Origin of the sequence: Paracoccus aminovorans, from assembly GCF_001546115.1 — a bacterium.
In the GTDB taxonomy this organism is placed as follows: domain Bacteria; phylum Pseudomonadota; class Alphaproteobacteria; order Rhodobacterales; family Rhodobacteraceae; genus Paracoccus; species Paracoccus aminovorans_B.
Map to the genome: position 1 here is coordinate 931,261 of NZ_KQ955208.1, position 21,507 is coordinate 952,767.

At 69.3% G+C, this 21,507-nt stretch carries 23 protein-coding genes and 1 tRNA gene; 12 read left to right on the top strand and 12 right to left on the bottom strand.

Annotated features, from left to right (window positions below; genetic code table 11):
• Window positions 1–596: 596 nt before the first annotated feature.
• A complete protein-coding gene (gene ptsP / locus ASV56_RS04830; protein ID WP_062561009.1) occupies window positions 597–2,840 on the bottom strand; it encodes a phosphoenolpyruvate--protein phosphotransferase in 2,244 nt (747 codons plus the stop codon).
• 43 nt (window positions 2,841–2,883) lie between these two features.
• A complete protein-coding gene (locus tag ASV56_RS04835) occupies window positions 2,884–4,140 on the bottom strand; it encodes an aspartate kinase (protein ID WP_017999953.1) in 1,257 nt (418 codons plus the stop codon).
• A 153-nt stretch (window positions 4,141–4,293) separates the two neighbouring features.
• Between ASV56_RS04835 and ASV56_RS04840 the strand changes: the two genes are divergently transcribed.
• Complete coding sequence (locus ASV56_RS04840) at window positions 4,294–4,491, top strand: hypothetical protein (protein ID WP_062561010.1); 198 nt, start codon at window positions 4,294–4,296, stop codon at window positions 4,489–4,491.
• A gap of 7 nt (window positions 4,492–4,498) precedes the next feature.
• Here ASV56_RS04840 and ASV56_RS23440 read toward each other — a convergent pair whose 3' ends face one another.
• The 5 genes from ASV56_RS23440 to pdxH all read right to left on the bottom strand — a co-directional run bounded on the left by ASV56_RS23440 (window position 4,499) and on the right by pdxH (window position 6,888).
• Window positions 4,499–4,699, bottom strand: a complete 201-nt coding sequence (locus tag ASV56_RS23440; protein WP_156429075.1) for a hypothetical protein — start codon at window positions 4,697–4,699, stop codon at window positions 4,499–4,501.
• A gap of 174 nt (window positions 4,700–4,873) precedes the next feature.
• Window positions 4,874–4,950: transfer RNA gene (locus ASV56_RS04845), tRNA-Pro, on the bottom strand.
• 58 nt (window positions 4,951–5,008) lie between these two features.
• Window positions 5,009–5,509: a DUF192 domain-containing protein gene (locus tag ASV56_RS04850; protein WP_062561011.1), complete on the bottom strand. Its 501-nt coding sequence runs from the start codon at window positions 5,507–5,509 to the stop codon at window positions 5,009–5,011.
• Window positions 5,506–6,099 (bottom strand): cold-shock protein, encoded by a 594-nt coding sequence (locus ASV56_RS04855; protein WP_017999888.1) that lies wholly within the window; start codon window positions 6,097–6,099, stop codon window positions 5,506–5,508. Before ASV56_RS04855 ends, ASV56_RS04850 begins: the two co-directional genes overlap by 4 nt.
• A gap of 126 nt (window positions 6,100–6,225) precedes the next feature.
• Window positions 6,226–6,888, bottom strand: coding sequence for a pyridoxamine 5'-phosphate oxidase (pdxH, locus tag ASV56_RS04860; RefSeq protein ID WP_062561012.1), 663 nt, complete (start codon window positions 6,886–6,888; stop codon window positions 6,226–6,228).
• A gap of 83 nt (window positions 6,889–6,971) precedes the next feature.
• Between pdxH and fabI the strand changes: the two genes are divergently transcribed.
• From fabI to ASV56_RS04880, 4 genes are read left to right on the top strand one after another with little or no spacing between them, the layout of a single operon-like run.
• Window positions 6,972–7,799, top strand: coding sequence for an enoyl-ACP reductase FabI (fabI, locus tag ASV56_RS04865; RefSeq protein ID WP_062561013.1), 828 nt, complete (start codon window positions 6,972–6,974; stop codon window positions 7,797–7,799).
• Between the two features lie 9 nt (window positions 7,800–7,808).
• A complete protein-coding gene (locus ASV56_RS04870) occupies window positions 7,809–8,408 on the top strand; it encodes a LysE family translocator (RefSeq protein WP_062561014.1) in 600 nt (199 codons plus the stop codon).
• A 9-nt stretch (window positions 8,409–8,417) separates the two neighbouring features.
• Window positions 8,418–8,915, top strand: a complete 498-nt coding sequence (gene gpt, locus ASV56_RS04875; protein ID WP_062561015.1) for a xanthine phosphoribosyltransferase — start codon at window positions 8,418–8,420, stop codon at window positions 8,913–8,915.
• Window positions 8,915–9,391 (top strand): DUF2127 domain-containing protein, encoded by a 477-nt coding sequence (locus ASV56_RS04880; RefSeq protein ID WP_062561016.1) that lies wholly within the window; start codon window positions 8,915–8,917, stop codon window positions 9,389–9,391. The genes gpt and ASV56_RS04880 overlap by 1 nt, the downstream gene beginning before the upstream one ends.
• A gap of 163 nt (window positions 9,392–9,554) precedes the next feature.
• Here the strand turns inward: ASV56_RS04880 and ASV56_RS04885 are convergent, their stop codons facing one another.
• The 5 genes from ASV56_RS04885 to ASV56_RS04905 form a co-directional block, all read right to left on the bottom strand.
• A complete protein-coding gene (locus tag ASV56_RS04885; RefSeq protein ID WP_062561017.1) occupies window positions 9,555–9,986 on the bottom strand; it encodes a nuclear transport factor 2 family protein in 432 nt (143 codons plus the stop codon).
• A 99-nt stretch (window positions 9,987–10,085) separates the two neighbouring features.
• On the bottom strand, window positions 10,086–11,588 hold the full coding sequence (trpE, locus tag ASV56_RS04890) for an anthranilate synthase component I (protein ID WP_062561018.1): 1,503 nt from the start codon (window positions 11,586–11,588) through the stop codon (window positions 10,086–10,088).
• Window positions 11,588–13,549, bottom strand: a complete 1,962-nt coding sequence (locus ASV56_RS04895) for a peptidylprolyl isomerase (protein ID WP_062561019.1) — start codon at window positions 13,547–13,549, stop codon at window positions 11,588–11,590. Before ASV56_RS04895 ends, trpE begins: the two co-directional genes overlap by 1 nt.
• A gap of 123 nt (window positions 13,550–13,672) precedes the next feature.
• Window positions 13,673–14,848, bottom strand: a complete 1,176-nt coding sequence (locus ASV56_RS04900) for an aminotransferase (protein WP_062561020.1) — start codon at window positions 14,846–14,848, stop codon at window positions 13,673–13,675.
• A gap of 8 nt (window positions 14,849–14,856) precedes the next feature.
• Window positions 14,857–15,720 (bottom strand): hypothetical protein, encoded by an 864-nt coding sequence (locus tag ASV56_RS04905; RefSeq protein WP_156429076.1) that lies wholly within the window; start codon window positions 15,718–15,720, stop codon window positions 14,857–14,859.
• 170 nt (window positions 15,721–15,890) lie between these two features.
• Between ASV56_RS04905 and ASV56_RS04910 the strand changes: the two genes are divergently transcribed.
• The 7 genes from ASV56_RS04910 to lexA all read left to right on the top strand — a co-directional run bounded on the left by ASV56_RS04910 (window position 15,891) and on the right by lexA (window position 21,420).
• Window positions 15,891–16,481 (top strand): anthranilate synthase component II, encoded by a 591-nt coding sequence (locus ASV56_RS04910; RefSeq protein ID WP_062561022.1) that lies wholly within the window; start codon window positions 15,891–15,893, stop codon window positions 16,479–16,481.
• Window positions 16,478–17,509 carry an anthranilate phosphoribosyltransferase gene (trpD, locus tag ASV56_RS04915; protein ID WP_156429077.1) on the top strand — a complete coding sequence of 344 codons (1,032 nt, stop codon included), beginning with the start codon at window positions 16,478–16,480 and terminating at the stop codon, window positions 17,507–17,509. Before ASV56_RS04910 ends, trpD begins: the two co-directional genes overlap by 4 nt.
• Window positions 17,509–18,171 (top strand): uracil-DNA glycosylase, encoded by a 663-nt coding sequence (locus ASV56_RS04920; protein WP_062561024.1) that lies wholly within the window; start codon window positions 17,509–17,511, stop codon window positions 18,169–18,171. The genes trpD and ASV56_RS04920 overlap by 1 nt, the downstream gene beginning before the upstream one ends.
• An 8-nt stretch (window positions 18,172–18,179) precedes the next feature.
• Complete coding sequence (gene trpC / locus ASV56_RS04925) at window positions 18,180–18,971, top strand: indole-3-glycerol phosphate synthase TrpC (RefSeq protein ID WP_062561025.1); 792 nt, start codon at window positions 18,180–18,182, stop codon at window positions 18,969–18,971.
• Complete coding sequence (gene moaC / locus ASV56_RS04930; RefSeq protein WP_062561026.1) at window positions 18,968–19,438, top strand: cyclic pyranopterin monophosphate synthase MoaC; 471 nt, start codon at window positions 18,968–18,970, stop codon at window positions 19,436–19,438. Before trpC ends, moaC begins: the two co-directional genes overlap by 4 nt.
• Window positions 19,439–19,449: 11 nt before the next feature.
• Complete coding sequence (locus ASV56_RS04935) at window positions 19,450–20,622, top strand: molybdopterin molybdotransferase MoeA (RefSeq protein ID WP_062561027.1); 1,173 nt, start codon at window positions 19,450–19,452, stop codon at window positions 20,620–20,622.
• A 102-nt stretch (window positions 20,623–20,724) separates the two neighbouring features.
• A complete protein-coding gene (gene lexA, locus ASV56_RS04940) occupies window positions 20,725–21,420 on the top strand; it encodes a transcriptional repressor LexA (RefSeq protein WP_017999871.1) in 696 nt (231 codons plus the stop codon).
• The last annotated feature ends 87 nt before the right edge of the window (window positions 21,421–21,507 follow it).

Genomic DNA, 21,507 nt, shown 5'->3' on the forward strand with positions numbered 1-21,507 from the left:
AAGGGCAAGTTCTTTCCGAAAGATAATGGGTATACTGGGAATGGTCGGCACGAGCCGAACAACTGGTTCGCCGCTGAGATCGCATCGACCCTGAAGCGATCACTCGGAGGTTAGCCGGGCGGGGGCGAAGATCGTCGCCTTCTGGACCGGCGCCAACGAGAAGACAGTGAAGACTGGTTCGCCGGCAGATACGGACCGAGCGGAGAGCATCTGGTCGCTCTGGCGCGACACTCCGATGAGGTGCTGGGGGTGTTCCTCGCAATGGCCGGTCGGGAGGAACTCATGGCGGCCACGAAGCTCGCGGCTGCGGAACGGGCGATCGAGGGACTGCTGGCGGCAGTCCGCCGGCTGACGGCCGACGATGGACCCGACGCACCGAGACATCGCCTGACGGGGCCGATTTTGCCGTCCGCCAATGACGCGCAGGGTTTCGCGACGCTCCCGTGCTATCTGATATGGCACGGGAGAGTTGGGTGCCCGAGTCAGCCACTCCGCTTTCAAGTCGCAAACAAAATCGTCGTTCTCGGGCGAGCACACCCTTTTGGGGGCCTGTCACCGAAGCCCTTACGGCGGCCTCGGGTTCCGGTGTTGCGGCGCTAATGCCGGGCCAGCCATTCGGTGATGCAGCGGCGCAGGTTGGTCTCGCCCAGGTCGCGGGCATCGTCGATCACCCGGCGCAGGTCGGCCAGGTTCACCCGCCGGATCAGGTGCTTGACCGGCCCGACCGAGGCCGGGCGCATCGACAATCGCCGGAAACCCAGCGCCGCGAAGGTCACCGCCTCGATCGGGCGGCCGGCATCCTCGCCGCAGAACGACACCGGCACCCGCGCCTCGTCGCAGCGCTGCACGATCTGGTCCAGAAGCGTGATGAACGAGGTGTTCAGCGTGTCGTAGCGCCGGCGCACGCGCTCGTTCTCGCGGTCGGCGGCAAAGAAGAACTGCTTCAGGTCGTTGCCGCCGACCGAGATGAAATCGCACATCTGGAAGAACTTCTTCGGCGCGAAGGCCAGCGAGGGCGTCTCCAGCATGGCGCCGACGCGCACGTCGGTCGGCATGGCATGGCCGAGCCGCTGCTCGCGGGCGATCTGCTCCATCAAGAGCCGGTGCGCCTCTTCGAACTCGCCCATCTCGGTGACGAAGGGAAACATCACGTAAAGCGGCCGGCCGACCGCGGCGCGGATCAGCGCCTGCAGCTGCATGCGCAGGACGCCGCGCTTGTCCAGGCCCACGCGGATCGCCCGCCAGCCCATGGCCGGGTTCGGCTCGTCCTGCGGCTTCATATAGGGCAGCACCTTGTCCGAGCCGATGTCGAGCGTGCGGAACATCACCGGCTTGCCATGGGCACTGTCGAGCACATGGGCATAAAGCTGCGCCAGCTCGCCCCGGCGCGGCACCCGGGTCCGGGTCAGGAACTGCAATTCGGTCCGGAACAGGCCCACGCCCTCGGCGCCCGAGCTTTCCAGGCTCGGCAGGTCGGCCATCAGCCCGGCATTCATGTAGAGCTGCACCGTGATCCCGGCCAGATCGGTCGCCGGCAGGTCGCGCAACCCGGCATAGCGGCTCTGCGCCTCGGCCTGCATGGCCATCTTGTCGCGGAAGGCCTTGGCGACCGATTCCTCGGGGCGCAGGTGCACGGTGCCCATGTCGCCATCGACCAGGATCGGATCGCCGTTCAGCGCCTCGGCGATGATGCGCTCGGCGTGGATGACCAGGGGGATCGCCAGCGCCCTCGCGACGATGGCGGCATGGCTGCCGACCGAGCCCTCCTCCAGCACCACGCCCTTCAGCCGGCGGCCGTATTCCAGCAGTTCGGCCGGGCCGATGTTGCGGGCGACCAGGATCGGGTTTTCCGGCATCTCGGCGCCGGTGTCGCGGCCCTGCCCGGTCAGGATGCGCAGAAGCCGGTTCGACAGGTCGTCGAGGTCGTGCAGCCGGTCGCGCAGATAGGGATCGGCGGCGCTTTCCAGCCGCGACCGGGCCTGGCTCTGTTCCTTTTCCACCGCCGCCTCGGCGGAAAGCCCGGCGTCGATGCTTTCCTCCATCCGCCGCAGCCAGCTGCGGGAATGGGCGAACATGCGATAGGTCTCCATGACCTCGGCGCTGTCGCCCTTGGCCATGTCGGTCTCGGCCAGCATGGAATCGACCTTGGTGCGCAGCATGGCGACAGCCTCGGTCAGCCGGGCCCTTTCCTTCAGCGGATCGTCGGCGACCGGGTTGGTCACCACCACGCGCGGCTCGTGCAGCCAGACCCGGCCCTCGGCGCAGCCCTCCTGGCCGGTGCCGCCGCGCAGCATGACCGGGAAGCGATGCGCCGGCGGCATGCTGTCGGATTGCGAGCCCAGGAAGGCGCCCAGTTCGGCCATCTCGGCCAGCACCATGGCGACCACCTCCAGGCCATAGATCTCGTCCTCGGAGAACTGCCGCGCCTCGCGCGACTGCACGACCAGCACGCCCAGCTTTTCGCCGACGCGCTGGATCGGCACGCCCAGGAAGCTGGGATAGACCTCCTCGCCGGTCTCGGGCATGTAGCGGAAGCCGGGCTCGCCGGGGGCATTCGCGGTGTTCACATACCGGCCCGTGCGGGCGACGCGGCCGACCAGCCCCTCGCCCAGCCGCAGCCGGGTCTTGTGGACCGATTCCGGCTTCAGCCCCTCGGTCGCGCAAAGCTCCAGCGTGTCGGGATCGCGGAACAGGTAGATCGAGCAGACCTGCGTTCCCATCGAATCGGCGATATGGTGGGTGATCTGGTCGAGACGATGCTGACCGCTCCCCGGAGCGGCCAGTGTCTCGCGCAGCCGCAACAGCAGCCGACGCGATTCGCTTTCCTTGCGTTCGGCCATGATCCTCCCGCTTCAGGCTGGGGCCCGGTCTGGGGCCTGGGGATCAGGCCCGTTCCAGCTCGAAGGCATCATGCAGCGCCTGCACGGCCAGTTCCATATATTTGCGGTCGATCAACACCGAAATCTTGATCTCGCTGGTGGAGATCACCTTGATGTTGATGTTTTCATCGGCCAGTGCCTTGAACATGCGCGCGGCCACCCCGGCATGGCTGCGCATGCCGATGCCCACGACCGAGACCTTGGCGACCTCGGTATCGACCACCAGGTCGTCATAGGCGATATGGCCGGCGGCCTTGGCCTCTTCCATCGCCTTGCGGGCGCGGGCGACCTGGTTCACCGGGCAGGAAAAGGTCATGTCGGTCACCGAACCCGGGTGATCCTCATAGTCCTTTTCCGAGATGTTCTGCACGATCATGTCGACGTTCACGCCGGCCTCGGCCAGGGGCGCGAAGATCGCGGCCGAGATGCCCGGGCGGTCCTCGACGGTGACCAGGGTGATCTTGGCCTCCTCGCGGGAATAGGCGACGCCGCTGACGACTTTCGATTCCATGATTTCATCCTCATCGCAGACCAGGGTGCCGCTGGTCTCATCCGTATCCTCGAACGAGCTCAGAACCCGCAGGCGGACCTTGTAACGCATCGCCAGCTCGACCGAGCGGGTCTGCAGGACCTTGGCGCCCAGGCTGGCCAGTTCCAGCATTTCCTCGAAGGCGATCTTGTCAAGCTTGCGCGCCTTCGAGGTGATGCGCGGGTCGGTGGTATAGACCCCGTCCACATCGGTATAGATGTCGCAGCGCTCGGCGCCGAAGGCGGCGGCAAAGGCGACGGCGGTGGTGTCCGAGCCGCCGCGGCCCAGCGTGGTGATGCGGCCCTCGGGCGACAGGCCCTGGAAGCCCGCGACCACGGCGACCTTCATGCCCTCGACGAATTTCTGGTCGATGTTGTGGCGCGGAATGTCCACGAAGCGGGCCGAGCTGTGCTGCGAGGTGGTGTTGATCGGCACCTGCCAGCCCTGCCAGCTGCGCGCCGGCACGCCCATTTCCTGCAGCGTCAGCGCCATCAGCCCGGCGGTCACGTTCTCGCCCGAGGCGACCACGGCGTCGTATTCGCGCGCGTCGAACAGCGGCGAGGTCGCCTCGACCCAACCGACCAGCTCGTTGGTCTTGCCCGACATGGCGCTGACGATGACGATGACGTCATAGCCGCGCGCGACCTCGCGTTGAACCTTCAGCGCGGCGTTCTTGATGCGGTCCAGGTCGGCCACCGAAGTGCCGCCGAATTTCATCACCAGAAGCGGCATTCCTTGCCCCCCAGCAGTTTCCGGGGCGGGTTCTATGGGCGGGCCGGGGAAAGAACAAGGGGCGGCAGCGATTTCCGAGCGTTTCGCCCGCATTATTTTGCCAGGGCCGGGCGGCGCCTTGATGCCGGCGCGGCCCGGCCGCAAAAGGCGGGCATGAAAGCGACGCATGACGATTCCACCTTCACCCTGATCGGCAAGGTCTGGTCCGCCACCTATCCGCTGGAGGAACTGCCGGGCTGGCTGGCCTTCTATCGCAGCCGCCGCAGCCGCTGCCCGCGCGCCGGCGACAGCTACGAGGCGACCATAGCCGCGCTCGAGGCACTCGAGCGCGGCCTGGCCGGGCGCGGCTGACGCCCGCTCAGGTGCCGCTGAGATCGCGCCAGCGGCTGTGGATGGTCTCGCAATGCGCGCTCTCGGCGAAAGCCCGGTCCATCAGCACCATGAAGACGCTGCGCCACCGCGACGGCGGCTGACGATAGACCCGCGAGCACAAAGGCTCGGATGGCTTTCCGCCCAGGCTGCGGTTGATGCAGACGGAAACGCTCCACCAGGCGTTCATGGCAACCTCACTGACTCATCAAATACCTTCGAGCAGAGAAAGGTGACGCTTCGAAAACAAATCGCGGCACATGGAACATGAATCGCACCTGGTGCAGGAAAGTCACGCTGGCTTTTTGGGCAAGAACGAGGCGGGAAGCCGCCGGCGCGGCAAGGCGCGCGGGCCTTCGCGGGATGGTCGGGGCGAGAGGATTCGAACCTCCGGCCTACGGTACCCAAAACCGTCGCGCTACCAGGCTGCGCTACGCCCCGAACCTGCGGCTGTTACTAACGGCTGGCCGCGCGGGGGGAAAGCGAAAAACCGCGCGGCTCAGTCGCAGGGCGCCAGGGCCGTGGCCTGCGGCAGGCGCGGATGCGCCAGCACCATGCCCGGCACGATGCCCAGCCGGGCCGCGTCGCCCCCGGGCAGTTCCAGCACCATCAGCCGCTCGGGCGCCGGATCGCCCGGCGCGGCGCCGGGGATCGCCGTCTCGTCCAGCGGCCGGGCCATGGCATGGACATGCCGCACCGCGCCACGGGCGTCGATAAAGATCATGTCCAGCGGAATCAGGGTGTTGCGCATCCAAAAGCTGACGGGTTGCGGCGATTCATAGATGAACAGCATGCCCTGCCCCGCCGGCAGGTCGCGGCGGAACATCAGCCCGCGCGCACGTTCTTCGGCCGTATCGGCGATCTCGACCGGAACGCTCGCGGTGGACGCCCGGCCCTGGAACAGGGCCTGATCGGCAAGACAGGTCGCCGCCTGGGCGGCAAGAGGACTGGAATTTGTCAGAAGGAGCGTCGCGACGGCCAGACTGGCCCGCAACGTCATACCGCGCCCGCGACCAGCCGCAATTTAGCGAGCGCGGCCCCCCCCCCCGGTTGCACCAGGCGGGCTTCGGCCACCGCCCTTTCCCAGGACAGGATCTGCGCCGCCATCAGGCCGCGCCGGCCGTCGACCACGCGCAGCGCGATCGCCTCGCCCACCGCCAGGTCGGAAAAGCCGGAATGCCGCAGCACCTCGATATGCAGGAACACATCGGCCTTGTCGGCGAAGACATTGGCGAAGCCGAAGCCCTTGGCCTTGTCGAACCATTTCACCCGCGCCGGCAGCAGCGGCAGCAGCGCGACCTCCTCGGGCGTGGCCGAGCACAGGTCGGCGATGGCCGGCATCGGCTCGGCGGCCGGCGGCCGGATCTCCAGCACCTCCAGCGCCTGCATGCCGCGCGGCGTCTTCTGAATGATCGCGGTGACCTGAGACCCTTCGGCGACCGAGCTCTGACCGAAATTCCGCAGCACATTGGCATGCAGCAGGATATCGGCGCCGCCCTCGGGATCGGTCAGGAAACCGAAGCCCTTGCCGCCGTCAAACCACTTCACGACGCCCGCAATCTTACGCTGTTGTTCGTCGTTTTCTTCCATCTCTCTTCGTCACCCGTGTGAAAACCGCAATGACCCGAAACTCCGACGCACGGCCTTCGGCAAGTGAACCAAGGTGTGCCCGGATTGGTCAGGTTTTCCATACCATGGATAAAACCCGACTGCGCATCAAGGGCTAAGACGGTCGACGTGCCAGAAACTTTCCACCACTTCTTGCGGAGCCGCCTCCACGGCATTGTTTTCGCGGGCATAATCCGCGCGCAGCCAGCGAAAGCGGTCGTGCAGGCGAAAGGCGCCATCTGCCCAGAACTCGATCTGCACCGGCCGGATGCGATAGCCGCCCCAATGCTCGGGACGGCGCGGTTTCAATCCAAGGTTGATTCCCATCCGCGCCACCTCGGCCATCAGCGCGCCGCGGCTCTCCAGCGGCCGGCTCTGGCGCGAGGCCCAGGCGCCGATGCGCGATTGCAGCGCACGCGAATCGTAATAGGCATCGGCCAGTTCCGGCTCGACCCGGCTGACGGGGCCGCGCACCCGCACCTGCCGGCGCAGCGATTTCCAGTGCATGACGAAGGCCGCCGTGCCGGTCGCCTCGATTTCGACCGCCTTGGCGCTTTCGAAATTGGTGTAGAAGACGAAGGCGCCGTCGGTGCCCGCACCCTCGATCTCCTTCAGCAGCACCATGCGCACGTCGGGCAGGCCGGCGGCGTCCACCGTCGCCAGCGCGATGGCATTGGGGTCGTTCGGCTCGACCTTCTCGGCCTCGGCCAGCCAGGCCCTGGCGATGGCAAACGGGTCGTCGCCCGCGAAAATTCCGCTCCGGTCGCTCATGGCAGCGCAATCACCGACACTTGATGCCTCCCTGCAGTTGTCCTAATCCTGCTGAAAACCGAAGAAGCGCGAGGGGCAGCATCATGTCAAGTGAAGCCGGGAACGGGCTGATGAAAGGGCGTCGCGGCCTGATCATGGGGCTGGCGAACGACAAGTCGATCGCCTGGGGCATCGCCAAGGCGCTGGCCGACCAGGGGGCCGAGTTGGCCTTTTCCTATCAGGGCGAGGCGCTGAAGCGCCGGGTCGAGCCGCTGGCCGCGCAGCTCGGCTCGGACCTGCTGGCGGAATGCGACGTCTCGGACGAGGCGTCCATCGACTCGCTTTTCGCCGCGATCCGCGAACGCTGGGACAGCATCGACTTCATCGTCCATGCCATCGGCTTCTCGGACAAGGAGCAGCTGCGCGGCCGCTATGCCGATACAACGCGCGACAACTTCCTGATGACCATGGACATTTCGGTCTATTCCTTCACCGCCGTCGCCCGCCGCGCGGCCGCGATGATGCCGCCGGGCGGGTCCATGCTGACCCTGACCTATTACGGGGCCGAGCGCGTCATGCCGCATTACAACGTCATGGGCGTGGCCAAGGCGGCGCTGGAGGCCTCGGTGCGCTACCTGGCCGAGGATTTCGGCAAGGACGGCATCCGCGTCAACGCCATCTCGGCCGGGCCGATCAAGACGCTGGCCGCCAGCGGCATCGGCGATTTCCGCTATATCCTGAAATGGAACGAGCTGAACTCGCCCCTGCGCCGCAACGTCAGCCAGGACGAGGTCGGCAAGTCGGCGCTGTACCTGCTGTCGGACCTGGGCTCGGGCGTGACCGGCGAGACGCATCACGTTGATTCGGGCTATCACATCGTCGGCATGAAGGCCGTCGACGCCCCCGACATCGCCACCACGAAAAAGGACTGATCCCCGGCGATGAGCGTCGAGCAGGTCATCGCGCTTGTCTCGGCGCTGTCGCTGGCGATCCTGACGCCGGGGCCGGCGATCATCGCCACGGTGCAGACCGCCTTTGCCCATGGCCGCGAACGCGCCCTGCCCTATGCGCTGGGGCTGGCGGTGGGCGCCTCGCTGTGGTGCATCGCGGCGCTTTTGGGCCTGGCCGTGGTGTTCCGGCTGCATCCGGGCTGGTTCGCCGGGATGAAGGTCTTCGGCGGGCTTTACCTGCTGTGGTTCGCCTGGGGGCTGTGGCGCGCCTCGACCCGGCCGCTGCCGCCGGCCGCCGGCGGCGCGCGCGGCTTTTTCGGCGGCATCGCGCTGAATCTTTCCAACCCGAAGCCGGCGCTGTTCTATGCCGCGCTGATCCTGTCGGTCTTTCCCGAGCCGATGGCGCCCGCGCGCCAGGGGCTGGTCTATGCGCTGTGCCTGGCGACCGAACTCAGCTGGTATGCGCTGGTCGCGGTTCTGATGTCGACAGCACCCATGCGGGCGCGCTATTTTGCCGCGAAATCCTGGATCGACCGGGCCGCCAGCATTGCCATGGCCTTGCTGGGTTTGTTGTTGATCTTCAACCACTAAGGAACCAGCATGAACGATCGCCTGCCCCATGAACGCGGATTCCACATCAGCTGGGACCAGATCCATCGCGATTCCCGCGCGCTTGCCTGGCGCCTGGAAGACCGCGAATGGCGGGCGATCCTGGCCATCACCCGCGGCGGGCTGGTGCCGGCGATGATCGTCGCGCGCGAGCTCGACATCCGCGTCATCGACACGGTCTCGGTCAAGTCCTATCACGGCAAGGGCGGCCAGGACCGCGGCGAGATCAAGGTGCTGAAGGAACCCGACCCGGCGGTGATGCAGGACGGCGAGGGCATCCTGGTCATCGACGACCTGGTCGATTCCGGCCGCACGCTGGAGCATGTGCGCATGCTTTACCCCAAGGCGCATTTCGCCACCGTCTATGCCAAGCCCAAGGGCCGGCCGATGGTGCAGACCTATGTCACCGAGGTCAGCCAGGACACCTGGATCTTCTTTCCCTGGGACATGGCGCTGCAATATGTCCAGCCGTATCGCGGCGAGGATTGATGAAGCATATCAAGGGGAAGCGCGGACCGCTGCACTGGCTGTTCGAGTCGACCCTGCTGCTGAAGGCCGTCTTCGCGCTGTTCGAGATCATGGCCGGCGCCGGTCTGTGGTGGCTGCCGCACCGGCGCCTTGCCGATTTCACCGCATGGCTGACCCGCAACGAGTTGATCGAGGGCCACCGCAGCCCGGTCTATGGCCGCGTGGCGGCGGCGCTGGCCGAGTTCTCGGCGACGAGCCAGCATTTCTATGCGCTCTACCTGCTCGGCCATGGCGCGATCAAGCTGGTGATCGTGGCTTTGCTGATGCGGCGGGTGGCCTTCGCCTATCCGCTGGGGATCGCGGTCTTCGCCGGCTTCATCGTCATGCAGATGCATCGCTGGACGCATACGCAGGCGCCCGCCCTGCTGGCGCTTTCGGCCCTGGACGCGGTGGTGATCGCGCTGACCTGGCGCGAGTGGCGCGGCAAGACCGGCTGAGGTTGCCGAGCGACTGCGTGCAACGCACGCAGCCGCGTGGCGGGACGCAATCCGAAAACCCCAGCATTTGCTGGGGTTTTCGCTGTGACCGACGTGCAGGGGGCGTACACCGCGCGTACACCGGGCATGCACCGCCCGGGGCCTGCGGCGCGCGACACCGAGGCTAGATGACGCCGTGCTGTTTCAGCAGCGCGTTCTCGTCGCCCGACATCCAGCCGAAGACCTTGGCATCGCCGTCCCGCAGCTGAACCAGGTAGTGGACATCGAAGTCTATCGCCGTCTCGGGCAGGTCGTCGCGGGCATAGGTCGCCGTCCAGGCAACGTGCGCGACGCAATGCAGATCGTCTATCGGCGAAAGGCGCAGGCCGCGGATCCGCATGTCCCGCATGCCGATCCTGCGATTGTGGTCATAGCCTTGCACCATGGCCTGGATCAGCGTCTCGTCGTTCTTGCCGGCCATGACGCCGGCCGGGGTGGCCGCGATGAATTCGGAGGCATAGAGTTCCGCGACCTGTGCCTTGTCGAAATTGCCGGCGAGGGAACGCCTGAAGAAGCGTTCGTATCGCTGGAACAGCTTGCGCACTTCCGCTTCCATGGCCCCGCTCCGCTATGGCACGATGTTGCGGGGAATATGGCGCCTGGCGCTGCGTCGAACAATGTCAAACGCGCAGCCCCGGAAGGGCCGGCGGATGCCCTACCCGTTCCCGCGCACGAAGCGGGCCGCCTCCTCCGCCGCCCGGCGCAGGGCGCGGCTCTTGTTCACCGTCTCCATGAATTCGGCCTCGGGGTCGCTGTCATAGACCACCCCGCCGCCGGCCTGGATGTAAAGCTGGCCGTCCTTGATCACCCCGGTGCGCAGCGCGATGCACATGTCCATCTCGCCATTCGCAGCGAAATAGCCGACGCCGCCGGCATAGACGCCGCGCTTTTCCGGCTCCAGCTCGTCGATGATCTGCATCGCCCGGACCTTGGGCGCGCCCGAGACGGTGCCGGCCGGCATCCCCGCCAGCAGCGCCGACAGCGCATCCTCGCCCTCGCGCAGCTCGCCCACCACGTTCGAGACGATGTGCATGACATGCGAATACCGCTCGACAATGAACTGCTCGGTGGGGGTGACGGTGCCCATCTTGGCGACACGGCCGACGTCGTTGCGGCCCAGGTCCAGAAGCATCAGGTGCTCGGCCAGTTCCTTCTGGTCGGCCAGCAGGTCGGCTTCCAGCGCGTCGTCCTCGGCCGGGGTCGCGCCGCGCGGGCGGGTGCCGGCGATGGGGCGGACGGTGACCTGGCCCTCGCGCAGGCGCACCAGGATCTCGGGCGAGGCGCCGCAGATCTGGAAGCCGCCGAAGTTCAGGAAGAACATGAAGGGCGAGGGGTTGGTGCGGCGCAGCGAGCGATAGAGCGCGAAGGGCGGCAGCGGGAAATCCATCGACCAGCGCTGGCTGGGGACGACCTGGAAGATGTCGCCGGCGCGGATGTAGTCCTTGGCCTTTTCCACCGCCGCGAGATAGGCCGGCTTGCTGAAATTGCTGCGCAGCTCGCCGATCTTCAGGTCGTGGCCCAAGGCGCGCGGCTCGCTCGGCTGGCGGTCCAGCGCGCGCAGCGCCTCCATCAGCCGCTCGGCCGCCTGGGCATAGGCGGCACGGACCGGGATGCCCGCGTCGTGCCAGGCGGGGGCGCAAAGCGCCACCTCGCCCTTGACGCCGTCGAGGACGGCGACGACCGAGGGGCGCAGCATCATCGCGTCGGGCAGGCCCAGCGGGTCGGGGTTCACGTCGGGCAGCCGCTCGACCAGCCGGATCATGTCATAGCCGAGATAGCCGAAAAGCCCCGCCGCCCCGGCCGGCACGCCCTCGGGCATGTCGATGCGGGTCTCGGCGATCAGGGCGCGCAGGCTGTCCAGCGCCGGGCGGTCCTCGGCCACGAATTCCTCGGAATAGCGGGCTTGGCGGTTGATGCGGGCGCGGCCGTCGCGGCATTCCCAGATCAGGTCGGGCTTCATGCCGACAAAGGAATAGCGGCCGCGGATTTCGCCGCCGGTGACGGATTCCAGCATGAAGGAATTCGGCGCCGCCTCGGCCAGCTTCAGCATCAGGCTGACCGGCGTGTCGAGGTCAGCGGCCAGGCGGATGGTCAGCAGCTGGTTGCGGCCCTGGGCCCAGCCCTGCTCGAATGCCGCGAAATCGGGCGAGATGTCCATCACTGGACCTGTGCATTCACCGCATCGACGGCGGTCTGGTTGATGGTGGTGCCGCTTTGCGCCTGCAGGGCGCGGGAGAAATAGTCGAACACGTCCTGGTGCAGGCTGTCGACCAGCCGGGCACTGATGCCGTCGCGGATCTGGCTGGCCTCGTCGCCCTCGGTGGCGGCGGGGTGGATCTTGTCCAGCGTGACCAGGAAGACCCGGCCGTCGGCATCGACCACCTCGGCGTCGCCCGGCTCCTTGATCTGGAAGGCCTGGGCGACGACGTCCTGCGGCACGCCGTTGATGAAGCCGCCGCGCGCCAGGTTGGTCTCGGGCGTGCCGCGATCCGCCGCGGGCGGGGCGGCGGCTTCCGGCGGGGCGGCTGGCGGCGTGGTCGCGGTATTGCCGACCGCGGCGCCGACGGCCTGGGCGACCGGCACGGTCGCCGCCGTCGGGGCCGGCTCGATGCCGGGCGCGACGGCCGCCTCGGCCGCGAGCTTGCGTTCCTCGGCCAGGGCCAGCAGTTGGCGGCGGGTTTCGTTGCGAGTCCAGTCCTCGGCCACGCGGTCACGCACCTCGGCAAAGGGGATCAGCGCCGGGGGCTGGATGGCATCCAGCCGCATGGCGAAGACGCCGCCGTCGTCGAAGGTCAGCAGTTCCGGAAAGTCCTTCTCGGTCGCCTGCGCCGCGTGCTGGCGGAATTCGGGATAGGCGTCGATGCTGTCGGGCGCGGCCTCGGCGCCGGCGCTCCAGTCGATCTGGCCCAGCTTCATCTCGGTCTCCTTGGCCAGGTCCTCCAGCGTGGCGCCGCCGGCCAGCAGGTCCGAGAATTCGCCGGCCTTGTCCTCGATCACCCGGCGGGCACGGTCGACCGCCGCCTCGATGCGCAGGTCGGCGCGGGCCTGCTCGAAGGGCACGTTCACCGGCTCGAGGATGGCGTTCATGGAAAACAGCGCCGGGCCCAGGTCCGAACTGGCCGGCCCGGCGACGCCCGGCTGCTCCAGCGCAAAGACCGCCTCGCCGGCGGCGCCCAGCTCGGCCTGGGTCACCTCGCCCAGGTCGATGTCATTGAGCGACAGCCCGCGCTCGGCGGCCAGCGCCTCGATGCTGGTCTCGCCCCTGTCGATCCGGGCCTTGGCTTCCTCGGCGGCGGCCATGGTCGGGAAGACCAGGCGCTCGACCATGCGGCGCTCGGGGCGCTGGAATTCGTCGATGCGGCTCTGGTAGAGATCGCGCAGCGCCTGCTCGTCGACCTCGACCTCGCCTTCCAGCATCTCGGGGGTCAGCCAGACATAGGTGATCTTGCGGATCTCGGGCGCGGTGAAGCGGTCGGCATTGGCCTTGTGCCAGGCCTCCAGCGTGGCGTCGTCGGGGGTGGCGATGGGCGCGGCCAGGTCGGCCGCGGTCAGCTCGCGCCAGTGGATGTCGCGGGTCTCCATCAGCCAGCCCTGCGAGCGGGCGGTGACCGCCTCGGGCGCGGTGACGCCGGCCAGCACCGCCTGCTGCAGGATCAGCCGGGCCTGGTCCATGCGCAGGTCGTGCTCGAACTCGGCCTCGCGGATGCCCTCGCGCTTCAGCACGTCGGCATAGACATTGCGGTCGAACTGGCCGTTCATGCCGCGGAAGGCCTGCGAGGCGGTGATCTGGTCGGCCACCGCCTTGTCGCCGACCGAGACGCCCAGCCGGTTCGCCTCGTCTTCCAGCGCGGCCCCGGTATAGAGCCGCGCCAGCGCCGCCTGGTCGATGCCGATGGTGCGGGCCTCGGCGCCGGTGACCTGGCGGCCGGTGCGGGCCGAGAAGTCCTGCATCTCGGCGCGTAGCGTGCGGGCATAGTCCTGCGACGAGATCGAGACATCGCCCACCGTGCCGATATCCGCCGTGCCGCCCGAGAAATTGGTGACGCCGAAGCCGCCCAATCCCAGGACCAGCATCCCCATCAGCAACCAGACGATCGTGGATTTGCCCTTGCCGCGCATGATGATGCCGTCCCGTTCTGAATTCTTGTCTCTAGCCGCGTGTTTAGGGTGCGCGCGCCCCGGCGGCAAGGGCCGCGGCGGGCCCGGCCCGCGCCGCCGGCTCACAAAGCCGCAAGCCGTGCGTCAGGCGCGGAAGCCCGCGAGCCGGTCCATCAGCGCGGCGATCCCGTCCACGTCGGCATTGGCGAAGGCGATGCGCAGGTGGCGCGCGCCCTCGGCGTCGCCCTGGGGCATGAACATGGTGCCGGGCAGCGCCAGCACGCCGGCCTCGGCCACCAGCCGGCGGGCAAGATCGGGCGAGGCGAGGTCGAACGGATGCTCGACCCAGGCGAAATAGGCGCCGCAACCCTTGACCCGCCAGCCCGCAAGGCCGGCCATGCCCGAGGCGGTGGCGGCGCGGCGGCGCAGGATTTCCGCGCGCTCGGCCGCGAGCCATGGGCCCAGGTTCGCCATGCCCCAGGCGGCGCCGATCTGGCCGATCTGGCTGGCGCAGATGGCGACGGTGTCGAGGAATTTCTCGATCTCGACCATGCGGGCCGGGCTCGCGATCACCGCGCCGACGCGGTGGCCGGTCAGCCGATAGGCCTTGGAAAAGCTGTAGAGATGGATCAGCGTGTCGCCCCAGTCGGGGTCGGCGAACAGGTCGTGCGGCGCGCCGGTGCGGCTGTCGAAATCGCGGTAGGTCTCATCGACGACCAGCGCGAGGCCACGGGCGCGGGCCAGCTCCATGAAGCCGCGCAGCACCTCGGCCGGGTATTCCGCGCCCGAGGGGTTGTTGGGGCTGACCAGCACGATGGCGCGGGTGCGGGCGGTGACCAGGCGTTCGGCCTCGGCCGGGTCGGGGACCATGCCCGGACCGCAGCGCAACCCGACGGTGGCGATGCCCTGCATGTCGAGCCACATCTTGTGGTTGAAATACCACGGCATCGGCAGGATGACCTCGTCCCCGGCCGCGGCGAGGGTCTGGATCGCGGCGCAGAAGGCCTGGTTGCAGCCCTGGGTGATCGCGACCTCTTCGGGACGGATGCTGCCGCCATAGGCCGCCGACCAGGCGCGGGCCACCGCCTCGCGCAGCTCCGGCCGGCCCAGCACCGGGCCGTAGAGATGCGCGTCGGGCTGGTTCAGCGCCGCCTCGGCCATGGCGCGGCGCAGGGGCTCGGGCGGCGGATCGACCGGGGCGGCCTGGCTCACGTTGATGAGCGGGCGCTCGGGCGGGAAGCTGACGCCGTCGAGCCAGCGCCGCGCCTCCATCACCGGAGGGCGAAAGGTCGCGGCAAGCGCGGGGTTCAGCGGCAGCATGGCAAGCTCTAGTCGTTGAGGCGCAGGGCGCCGAAATCAGGGGGCGTCGACAGGTCGGGCGCGGTGTCGCGGGCCGGAGAGGCCGGGGTTTCGGCTGGGGTTTCTGCGGGCACCTCGGCCGGTGCTTCGGCGGCGGCAAGCGTGGCCGGCGCGGTGGCGGCGGGGCTGCGCTCGGGCGCGCGGTCCAGCCCCGGCGTCACCACCTTGCCGGGCGGCGGCACCGGGATCGGCGCCTCGCCGGCCGGTTCGGGCAGGTCGATGGGATCGGGCGCGGGCAGCGCCATCTCGGGCGCGGCGGGGGCCTCGGGCGGCGGCGGGCGCGCGGCGGCGGCATCGGTCCCGGCGGGCGCGGGCTCGGCCGAGGGGCGCGGCGCGGCGGCGGGCTGGGCCGGCTGCGGCGCCTGCGCGGAGAGCGCCGTCGGCAGTTGCGGCGGCTGGTCGGTCGCGGCGGCAAAGCCCGAGCCGGCGGGCAGCGTCAGGGTCTCGGCCACGGCGGCCTCGGGTTCGGCGGCCTCGGGCGCGGCGGCCGGGGGCTCAGCGGTCGGGGCGGCCGAAACAACGGCGTCCGGTCCGGGCGCCTGGGCTTCGGGCGCGATCGGCTCGGCCGAGACCGGCCCGGCAGGCGCGAGCGCAACCGCAGGCGTCTCGGCGGGCAGGTCCGCGACCGGCTCGGCCGGCACCGGCGCGACCGTTGCCGGTTCGGCCGGCGGCTCGGTAGGGGTTGCCGCGACCGGCTCCAGGGCCATATCGGCGGCAGGCGCCGGGCTCTCGCCAGGCCGCGGCGGTTGCGGCAGCGCCAGCGACAGCCCCGCCAGCGCGGCGCCGCAGATCAGCATGCCGTGAACAAACCCTGCCGCGAATCGCCTTGCCATGCCTCGACCGTCCCGCCCTTGGCCCCGCGCGCCGTTTTTCTTGCCCGGCGGGCTTGACCCCCCAAGGCGCTTTAGCCCATCTATAGCGGCAGATTTTGCGGGGTTCATCCCCCTTTGCAAGGCCCCGATCCCCAAGGCCCCCATCCAAGGCCCAATCCAAGGCGCGCGCCATGATCCTGCTCATCGACAATTACGACAGCTTTACCTGGAACCTGGTGCATTACATGGGCGAAGCCGGCGCGGATGTGGTGGTGCGCCGCAACGACGTGCTGACGGTCGAGGAGGCGCTGGACATGGGCGCCCAGGGCATCGTGATCTCGCCCGGGCCCTGCGATCCGGCACAGGCCGGGATCATCGTGCCGCTGATCCGGGCGGCGGCGGAACGCGGCGTGCCGCTCTTTGGCGTCTGCCTGGGCCACCAGGCCATCGGCGAGGCCTTCGGTGGCAAGGTGGTGCGCGCCAGCCGCATCGTCCACGGCAAGACCGACGCGGTCAGCCATGACGGCACCGGGGTCTTTTCCGGCCTGCCCTCGCCCCTGACCGCGACGCGCTATCATTCGCTGACGGTCGAGCCGGAAAGCCTGCCCGACTGCCTGCGCGTCACCGCGACCTGCGCCGACGGCACCATCATGGGGCTGGTGCACAGGACGCTGCCCATCGAGGGCGTGCAGTTCCACCCGGAAAGCATCGCCTCGGAATACGGCCACGACATGATCCGCAACTTCCTGCGCCGCTGCTCGAACCTGGACGCGGCGGCATGAGCGTGACCGACATCCGCCCGCTGATCGGCATCGCCGCCACCCGCCCGCTGACCGGGGCCGAGGCCGAGGCCGCCTTCGGCGCGCTGTTCGAGGGCGCGGCGACTCCGGCGCAGATCGGCGGGCTGCTGATGGCGCTCCGCGTGCGCGGCGAGACGGTCGAGGAAATGGCCGCCGCCACCCGCGCCATGCGCGCGCGGATGAACCGCATCAAGGCCCCCGTGGGCGCCATCGACATCGTCGGCACCGGCGGCGACGGCAAGGGCACGCTGAACATCTCGACCGCCACGGCCTTCGTGGTCGCGGGCGCCGGCGTGCCGGTCGCCAAGCACGGCAACCGCAACCTGTCGTCGAAATCCGGCAGCGCCGATGCGATCACCCATCTGGGGCTGAACGTGATGACGCCGCCCGAGGTGGCCGAGCGCGCGCTGGCCGAGACCGGGATCTGCTTCATGATGGCGCCGATGCATCACCCCGCCATGCGCCATGTCGGCCCGGCGCGGGCCGAGTTGGGCACCCGGACGATCTTCAACCTGCTGGGGCCGATGACCAATCCGGGCGGGGTCAAGCGGCAGCTGACCGGCACCTTCGACCGGGTCTGGAACCGGCCGATGGCCGAGACGCTGCGCGCGCTGGGCTCGGAGGTCGCCTGGCTGATCCATGGCGGCGACGGCACCGACGAGCTGTCGATCGCCGCGCCGAGCTGGGTGGCGGCGCTGAAGGACGGCGAGATCACCGAATTCGAGATCGCCCCCGAGGATGCCGGCCTGCCGCGCCATCCGTTCGAGGCGATCCTGGGCGGCGATCCCGTCCATAACGCCAATGCGCTGCGCGCGCTGCTGGCGGGCGAGACCGGCGCCTATCGCGACGCGGTGCTGCTGAATGCCGCCGCCGCGCTGCTGATCGCCGGCAAGGCGGCTTCGCTGCCCGAGGGGGCCGAGATCGCGGCCGAAGCCATCGACAGCGGCAAGGCGGCGGCGAAGCTCGCCGCCCTGGCCGCGCAGGTCGGCGCGCCCGAGCCGCAAGCCTGATGGCGGCGCTGGTCCCGCCGGAATGGGCCGGCCTGCCGTTCTTTCGCCAGGACTGGCCGGGCATCGCCGCGCGGCTGGACGGTCACGACTGGCTGCCCGGCCCGGCCCGGGTCTTTGCCGCGCTGGCGCTGACGCCGCCCGGGTCGGCGCGGGTGGTGATCCTGGGCCAGGACCCCTATCCGACGCCCGGCCATGCCAATGGGCTGGCGTTCTCGGTGACGCCCGAGACCGCCCTGCCCCGCTCGCTGCGGAACATCCATGCCGAGATGCAGGCCGACCTGGGCGCCGCGCCGCCCGACGGCGACCTGTCGGGCTGGGCGCGGCAAGGGGTGCTGCTGCTGAACACCGCGCTTTCGGTGCTGCCCGGCCAAGCCGGCGCGCATGCGAAATGGGGCTGGGAGCGGCTGGTGCGCCAGGCCATCGCCCGGGCGCAGGACGAGCGGCCGCTGGCCTTCGTGCTGTGGGGCGCGCATGCACAAAAGGCGGTGGCGGGCCTGCCGCGCGGCTGCGACCTGGTGATCGAAAGCGCGCATCCCTCGCCGCTGTCGGCGCGGCGCGGCTTCTTCGGGTCCAGGCCGTTCAGCCGGGTGAACGACTGGCTGCGCGCGCGTGGCGAGGCGCCGATCGACTGGGCCCTTTCCCGGCCGGCCGCGGCGGAGTAAGGAAAACCATGAACATTCTCGACCGCATCAAAGCCTACAAGCTGGAAGAAATCGCCGCCGCCAAGGCCGCCCGGCCGCTGGCCGAGCTCGAGGCCCAGGCCCGCGCCGCCGAGGCGCCGCGCGGCTTTGCCCGGGCCTTGGCCGCAAAGGCCGCGCATGGCCATGCCCTGATCGCCGAGATCAAGAAGGCGAGCCCCTCCAAGGGCTTGATCCGCCCAGATTTCGACCCGCCGGCGCTGGCCCGCGCCTATGAGGCCGGCGGCGCGGCCTGCCTGTCGGTGCTGACCGACGGCCCCAGCTTCCAGGGCGCGCCGGCCTTCCTGACCGCCGCCCGCGCCGCCTGCGACCTGCCGGCGCTGCGCAAGGATTTCCTTTACGATCCCTATCAGGTCGCCGAGGCCCGCGCCTGGGGCGCCGATTGCATCCTGATCATCATGGCCTCGGTCGAGGATACGCTCGCCGCCGAGCTCGAGGACGCCGCGAGCCATTGGGGCATGGACGCGCTGATCGAGGTCCATGACGAGGCCGAGATGGAACGCGCCCTGCGCCTGAAATCGCCGCTGATCGGGGTGAACAACCGCAACCTGAAGACCTTTGACATCAGCCTCGACACCACGCTGCGGCTGGCGCCGATGCTGCCGCCGGACCGCGACCTGGTCTGCGAAAGCGGCCTTTTCGTGGCAGCCGACCTGGACCGCATGGCAGAGGCCGGGGTGAAGCGCTTCCTGATCGGCGAAAGCCTGATGCGCCAGGCCGACGTGACCGCGGCGACGCGCGGCATCCTGGGGCTGGCGGCATGAGCCTGACGCATTTCGACGCCCAGGGTCAGGCGCATATGGTCGACGTGTCGCAAAAGCCCGACACCGCGCGCGAGGCGGTGGCCGAGGGCCTGGTCGTCATGGCGCCCGAGACGCTGGCCCTGGCGCAGGGTGGCGCGGCCAAGGGCGACGTCATGGGCGTGGCGCGGCTCGCCGGCATCATGGGCGCCAAGCGTACCTCGGACCTGATCCCGCTGTGCCATCCGCTGCCGATCACCAAGGTCGCGGTCGACCTCGTGGCCGACCCGGCCCTGCCCGGCATCCGCATCACCGCGACCGTGCGCACCGCCGGCAAGACCGGCGTGGAGATGGAGGCGCTGACCGCCGTTTCCACCGCCTGCCTGACCGTCTATGACATGCTGAAAGCCGCGCAGAAGGACATGCGCATCGAAGGAATCCGCCTGCTGGCGAAAAGCGGCGGCAAATCGGGCGACTTCCGCGCGCCCTGAAAGGGGAACCGATGATCAGCGTCGACGAAGCCCGCACCCTGGTGCTGGCCCTTGCCCATCCGCCGCAGGCCGAGGAGATCGCGGTGCAGGACGCGCTGGGCCGCGCGCTGGCCGCACCCGCGGTCGCGCGGCTGACGCAGCCGCCCTTCGACGCCGCCGCCATGGACGGCTATGCGCTGCGCTCGGTCGATTTGCCGGGGCCGCTGGCGGTGATCGGCACGGCGGCGGCCGGCGTGCCCTATGCGGGCGAGACGCCCCCCGGCAGCGCGATCCGCATCTTTACCGGCGCGCCGGTGCCGGCCGGCTATGACCGCGTGGTGATGCAGGAGATCGTGACCCGCGACGGCGACCGCATCACCGTCGCCGATGCGGGATCGAACCTGAACATCCGCCTGCAAGGCAATGATTTTTCCGCAGATTCCGCGTTCCGGCCGGCCCGGCCGCTGCGCCCGGCCGACCTCGCGCTGATCGCGGCGATGAACGTGGCGCGGGTCTCGGTCGCGCGGCGGCCGCGGGTCGCGGTGCTGGCCGGCGGCGATGAGCTGGTGCGGCCCGGCGCCACGCCGGCGGCCGGGCAGATCATCAGCTCGAACGACATCGCCATTGCCGCGCTGGCCCGCGAGGCCGGGGCCGAACCCGTGGTCCTGCCGCTGGCCCGCGATACCGAGGAAAGCCTGCGCGACCGCTTCGCCGAGGCCGAGGGCTGCGACCTGATCGTGACCATCGGCGGCGCCTCGGTGGGCGATCACGACCTGGTGGCCAAGGTCTCGGCCGATCTGGGGATGCAGCGCAGTTTCTACAAGCTGGCGATGCGGCCGGGCAAGCCGCTGATGGCCGGGCGCATGGGCGATGCCGCCATGCTGGGCCTGCCGGGAAATCCCGTCTCGGCCGTGGTTTGCGCGAAACTGTTCATGCAGCCGCTGCTGCGCGCCATGCAGGGCCTGCCGCCCGGGCCAGAGCCGGCGCGGGCCCGGCTTGCCGCCGACCTGCCGCCCGAGGGCAATCGCCAGCACTATCTGCGCGCGCGGCTGGCGCCGGGCGACGCGCTGCCGCTGATCGCGCCCTTTGCCGAGCAGGACAGCGCCCGGCTGTGGTTGCTGGCCGAGGCCGACGCGCTGCTGGTCCGTCCCGCGCATGATCCAGGCCGCGCGGCCGGCGAGATCATGGAATTTCTGCCGCTTTAACGGCTTCTTTACCCGAATCGGCTTAATCGTTGACGGAAGGGCCCCCAGGCGCTAGAACATTCAAGGAACATGATGGCACTCGCAGCAGAGCAGGGAAAAACCATGCTGACCAAGAAGCAAATCCAGCTGCTTGAATTCATTCAGGCGCGCATGGCCCGCGACGGGGTGCCGCCCTCGTTCGACGAAATGAAGCTGGCGCTGGACCTGCGCTCGAAATCGGGAATTCATCGCCTCGTGACCGCCCTTGAAGAACGCGGCTTCATCCGCCGCCTGCCGCATCGCGCCCGGGCGCTGGAAATCGTCCGCCTGCCCGACAGCCTCAGCAAGGGCCCGGGCTTCCAGCCGCGGGTGATCGAGGGCGATGCCCGCCCCGCCCAGCCGCTGCCGCGCGGCGCCTTCGAGGTTTCGGTCTCGGCGGTCGACCTGCCGGTGATGGGCCGCATCGCCGCCGGCGTCCCGATCGAGGCGATCTCCGAGGTGTCGCATCACATCGCGGTGCCGGGCTCGATGCTGTCGGGCAAGGAGCGGCACTATGCGCTTGAGGTCAAAGGCGATTCGATGATCGAGGCCGGAATCAACGACGGCGACGTGGTGGTGATCCGCGAACAGGACACGGCCGAGAACGGCGACATCGTCGTGGCGCTGGTCGAGGGGTTCGAGGCGACGCTGAAACGCTATCGCCGCAAGGGCGGCATGATCGCGCTGGAGGCCGCGAACCCGGCCTATGAAACCCGCGTGCTGCCCGAGGACAAGGTGCATGTCCAGGGCCGCCTGGTCGGGCTGATCCGCAGCTACTGAGGCACGGACGCCGCAACCGCCGGTCGTTCACTTGCCCGGCAGATGCACCCGAGCGACGTTGCGGGCCGCGGCCCGCTGCGCTAACCA

Excerpts from the sequence above, each read along its gene's own strand:
- trpD (WP_156429077.1), top strand. The coding sequence starts at position 16,478 with ATGAGCGTGACCGACATCCGCCCGCTGATCGGCATCGCCGCCACCCGC.
- ASV56_RS04880 (WP_062561016.1), top strand. The coding sequence starts at position 8,915 with ATGAAGCATATCAAGGGGAAGCGCGGACCGCTGCACTGGCTGTTCGAG.
- ASV56_RS04920 (WP_062561024.1), top strand. The coding sequence starts at position 17,509 with ATGGCGGCGCTGGTCCCGCCGGAATGGGCCGGCCTGCCGTTCTTTCGC.
- ASV56_RS04910 (WP_062561022.1), top strand. The coding sequence starts at position 15,891 with ATGATCCTGCTCATCGACAATTACGACAGCTTTACCTGGAACCTGGTG.
- ASV56_RS04905 (WP_156429076.1), bottom strand. The coding sequence starts at position 15,720 with ATGGCAAGGCGATTCGCGGCAGGGTTTGTTCACGGCATGCTGATCTGC.
- ASV56_RS04900 (WP_062561020.1), bottom strand. The coding sequence starts at position 14,848 with ATGCTGCCGCTGAACCCCGCGCTTGCCGCGACCTTTCGCCCTCCGGTG.
- trpE (WP_062561018.1), bottom strand. The coding sequence starts at position 11,588 with ATGGACATCTCGCCCGATTTCGCGGCATTCGAGCAGGGCTGGGCCCAG.
- moaC (WP_062561026.1), top strand. The coding sequence starts at position 18,968 with ATGAGCCTGACGCATTTCGACGCCCAGGGTCAGGCGCATATGGTCGAC.
- ASV56_RS04835 (WP_017999953.1), bottom strand. The coding sequence starts at position 4,140 with ATGCCGCTTCTGGTGATGAAATTCGGCGGCACTTCGGTGGCCGACCTG.
- ASV56_RS04840 (WP_062561010.1), top strand. The coding sequence starts at position 4,294 with ATGAAAGCGACGCATGACGATTCCACCTTCACCCTGATCGGCAAGGTC.
- ASV56_RS23440 (WP_156429075.1), bottom strand. The coding sequence starts at position 4,699 with ATGAACGCCTGGTGGAGCGTTTCCGTCTGCATCAACCGCAGCCTGGGC.
- ASV56_RS04870 (WP_062561014.1), top strand. The coding sequence starts at position 7,809 with ATGAGCGTCGAGCAGGTCATCGCGCTTGTCTCGGCGCTGTCGCTGGCG.
- pdxH (WP_062561012.1), bottom strand. The coding sequence starts at position 6,888 with ATGAGCGACCGGAGCGGAATTTTCGCGGGCGACGACCCGTTTGCCATC.
- fabI (WP_062561013.1), top strand. The coding sequence starts at position 6,972 with ATGTCAAGTGAAGCCGGGAACGGGCTGATGAAAGGGCGTCGCGGCCTG.
- trpC (WP_062561025.1), top strand. The coding sequence starts at position 18,180 with ATGAACATTCTCGACCGCATCAAAGCCTACAAGCTGGAAGAAATCGCC.
- ptsP (WP_062561009.1), bottom strand. The coding sequence starts at position 2,840 with ATGGCCGAACGCAAGGAAAGCGAATCGCGTCGGCTGCTGTTGCGGCTG.
- lexA (WP_017999871.1), top strand. The coding sequence starts at position 20,725 with ATGCTGACCAAGAAGCAAATCCAGCTGCTTGAATTCATTCAGGCGCGC.
- ASV56_RS04885 (WP_062561017.1), bottom strand. The coding sequence starts at position 9,986 with ATGGAAGCGGAAGTGCGCAAGCTGTTCCAGCGATACGAACGCTTCTTC.
- ASV56_RS04895 (WP_062561019.1), bottom strand. The coding sequence starts at position 13,549 with ATGCGCGGCAAGGGCAAATCCACGATCGTCTGGTTGCTGATGGGGATG.
- ASV56_RS04850 (WP_062561011.1), bottom strand. The coding sequence starts at position 5,509 with ATGACGTTGCGGGCCAGTCTGGCCGTCGCGACGCTCCTTCTGACAAAT.
- gpt (WP_062561015.1), top strand. The coding sequence starts at position 8,418 with ATGAACGATCGCCTGCCCCATGAACGCGGATTCCACATCAGCTGGGAC.
- ASV56_RS04935 (WP_062561027.1), top strand. The coding sequence starts at position 19,450 with ATGATCAGCGTCGACGAAGCCCGCACCCTGGTGCTGGCCCTTGCCCAT.
- ASV56_RS04855 (WP_017999888.1), bottom strand. The coding sequence starts at position 6,099 with ATGGAAGAAAACGACGAACAACAGCGTAAGATTGCGGGCGTCGTGAAG.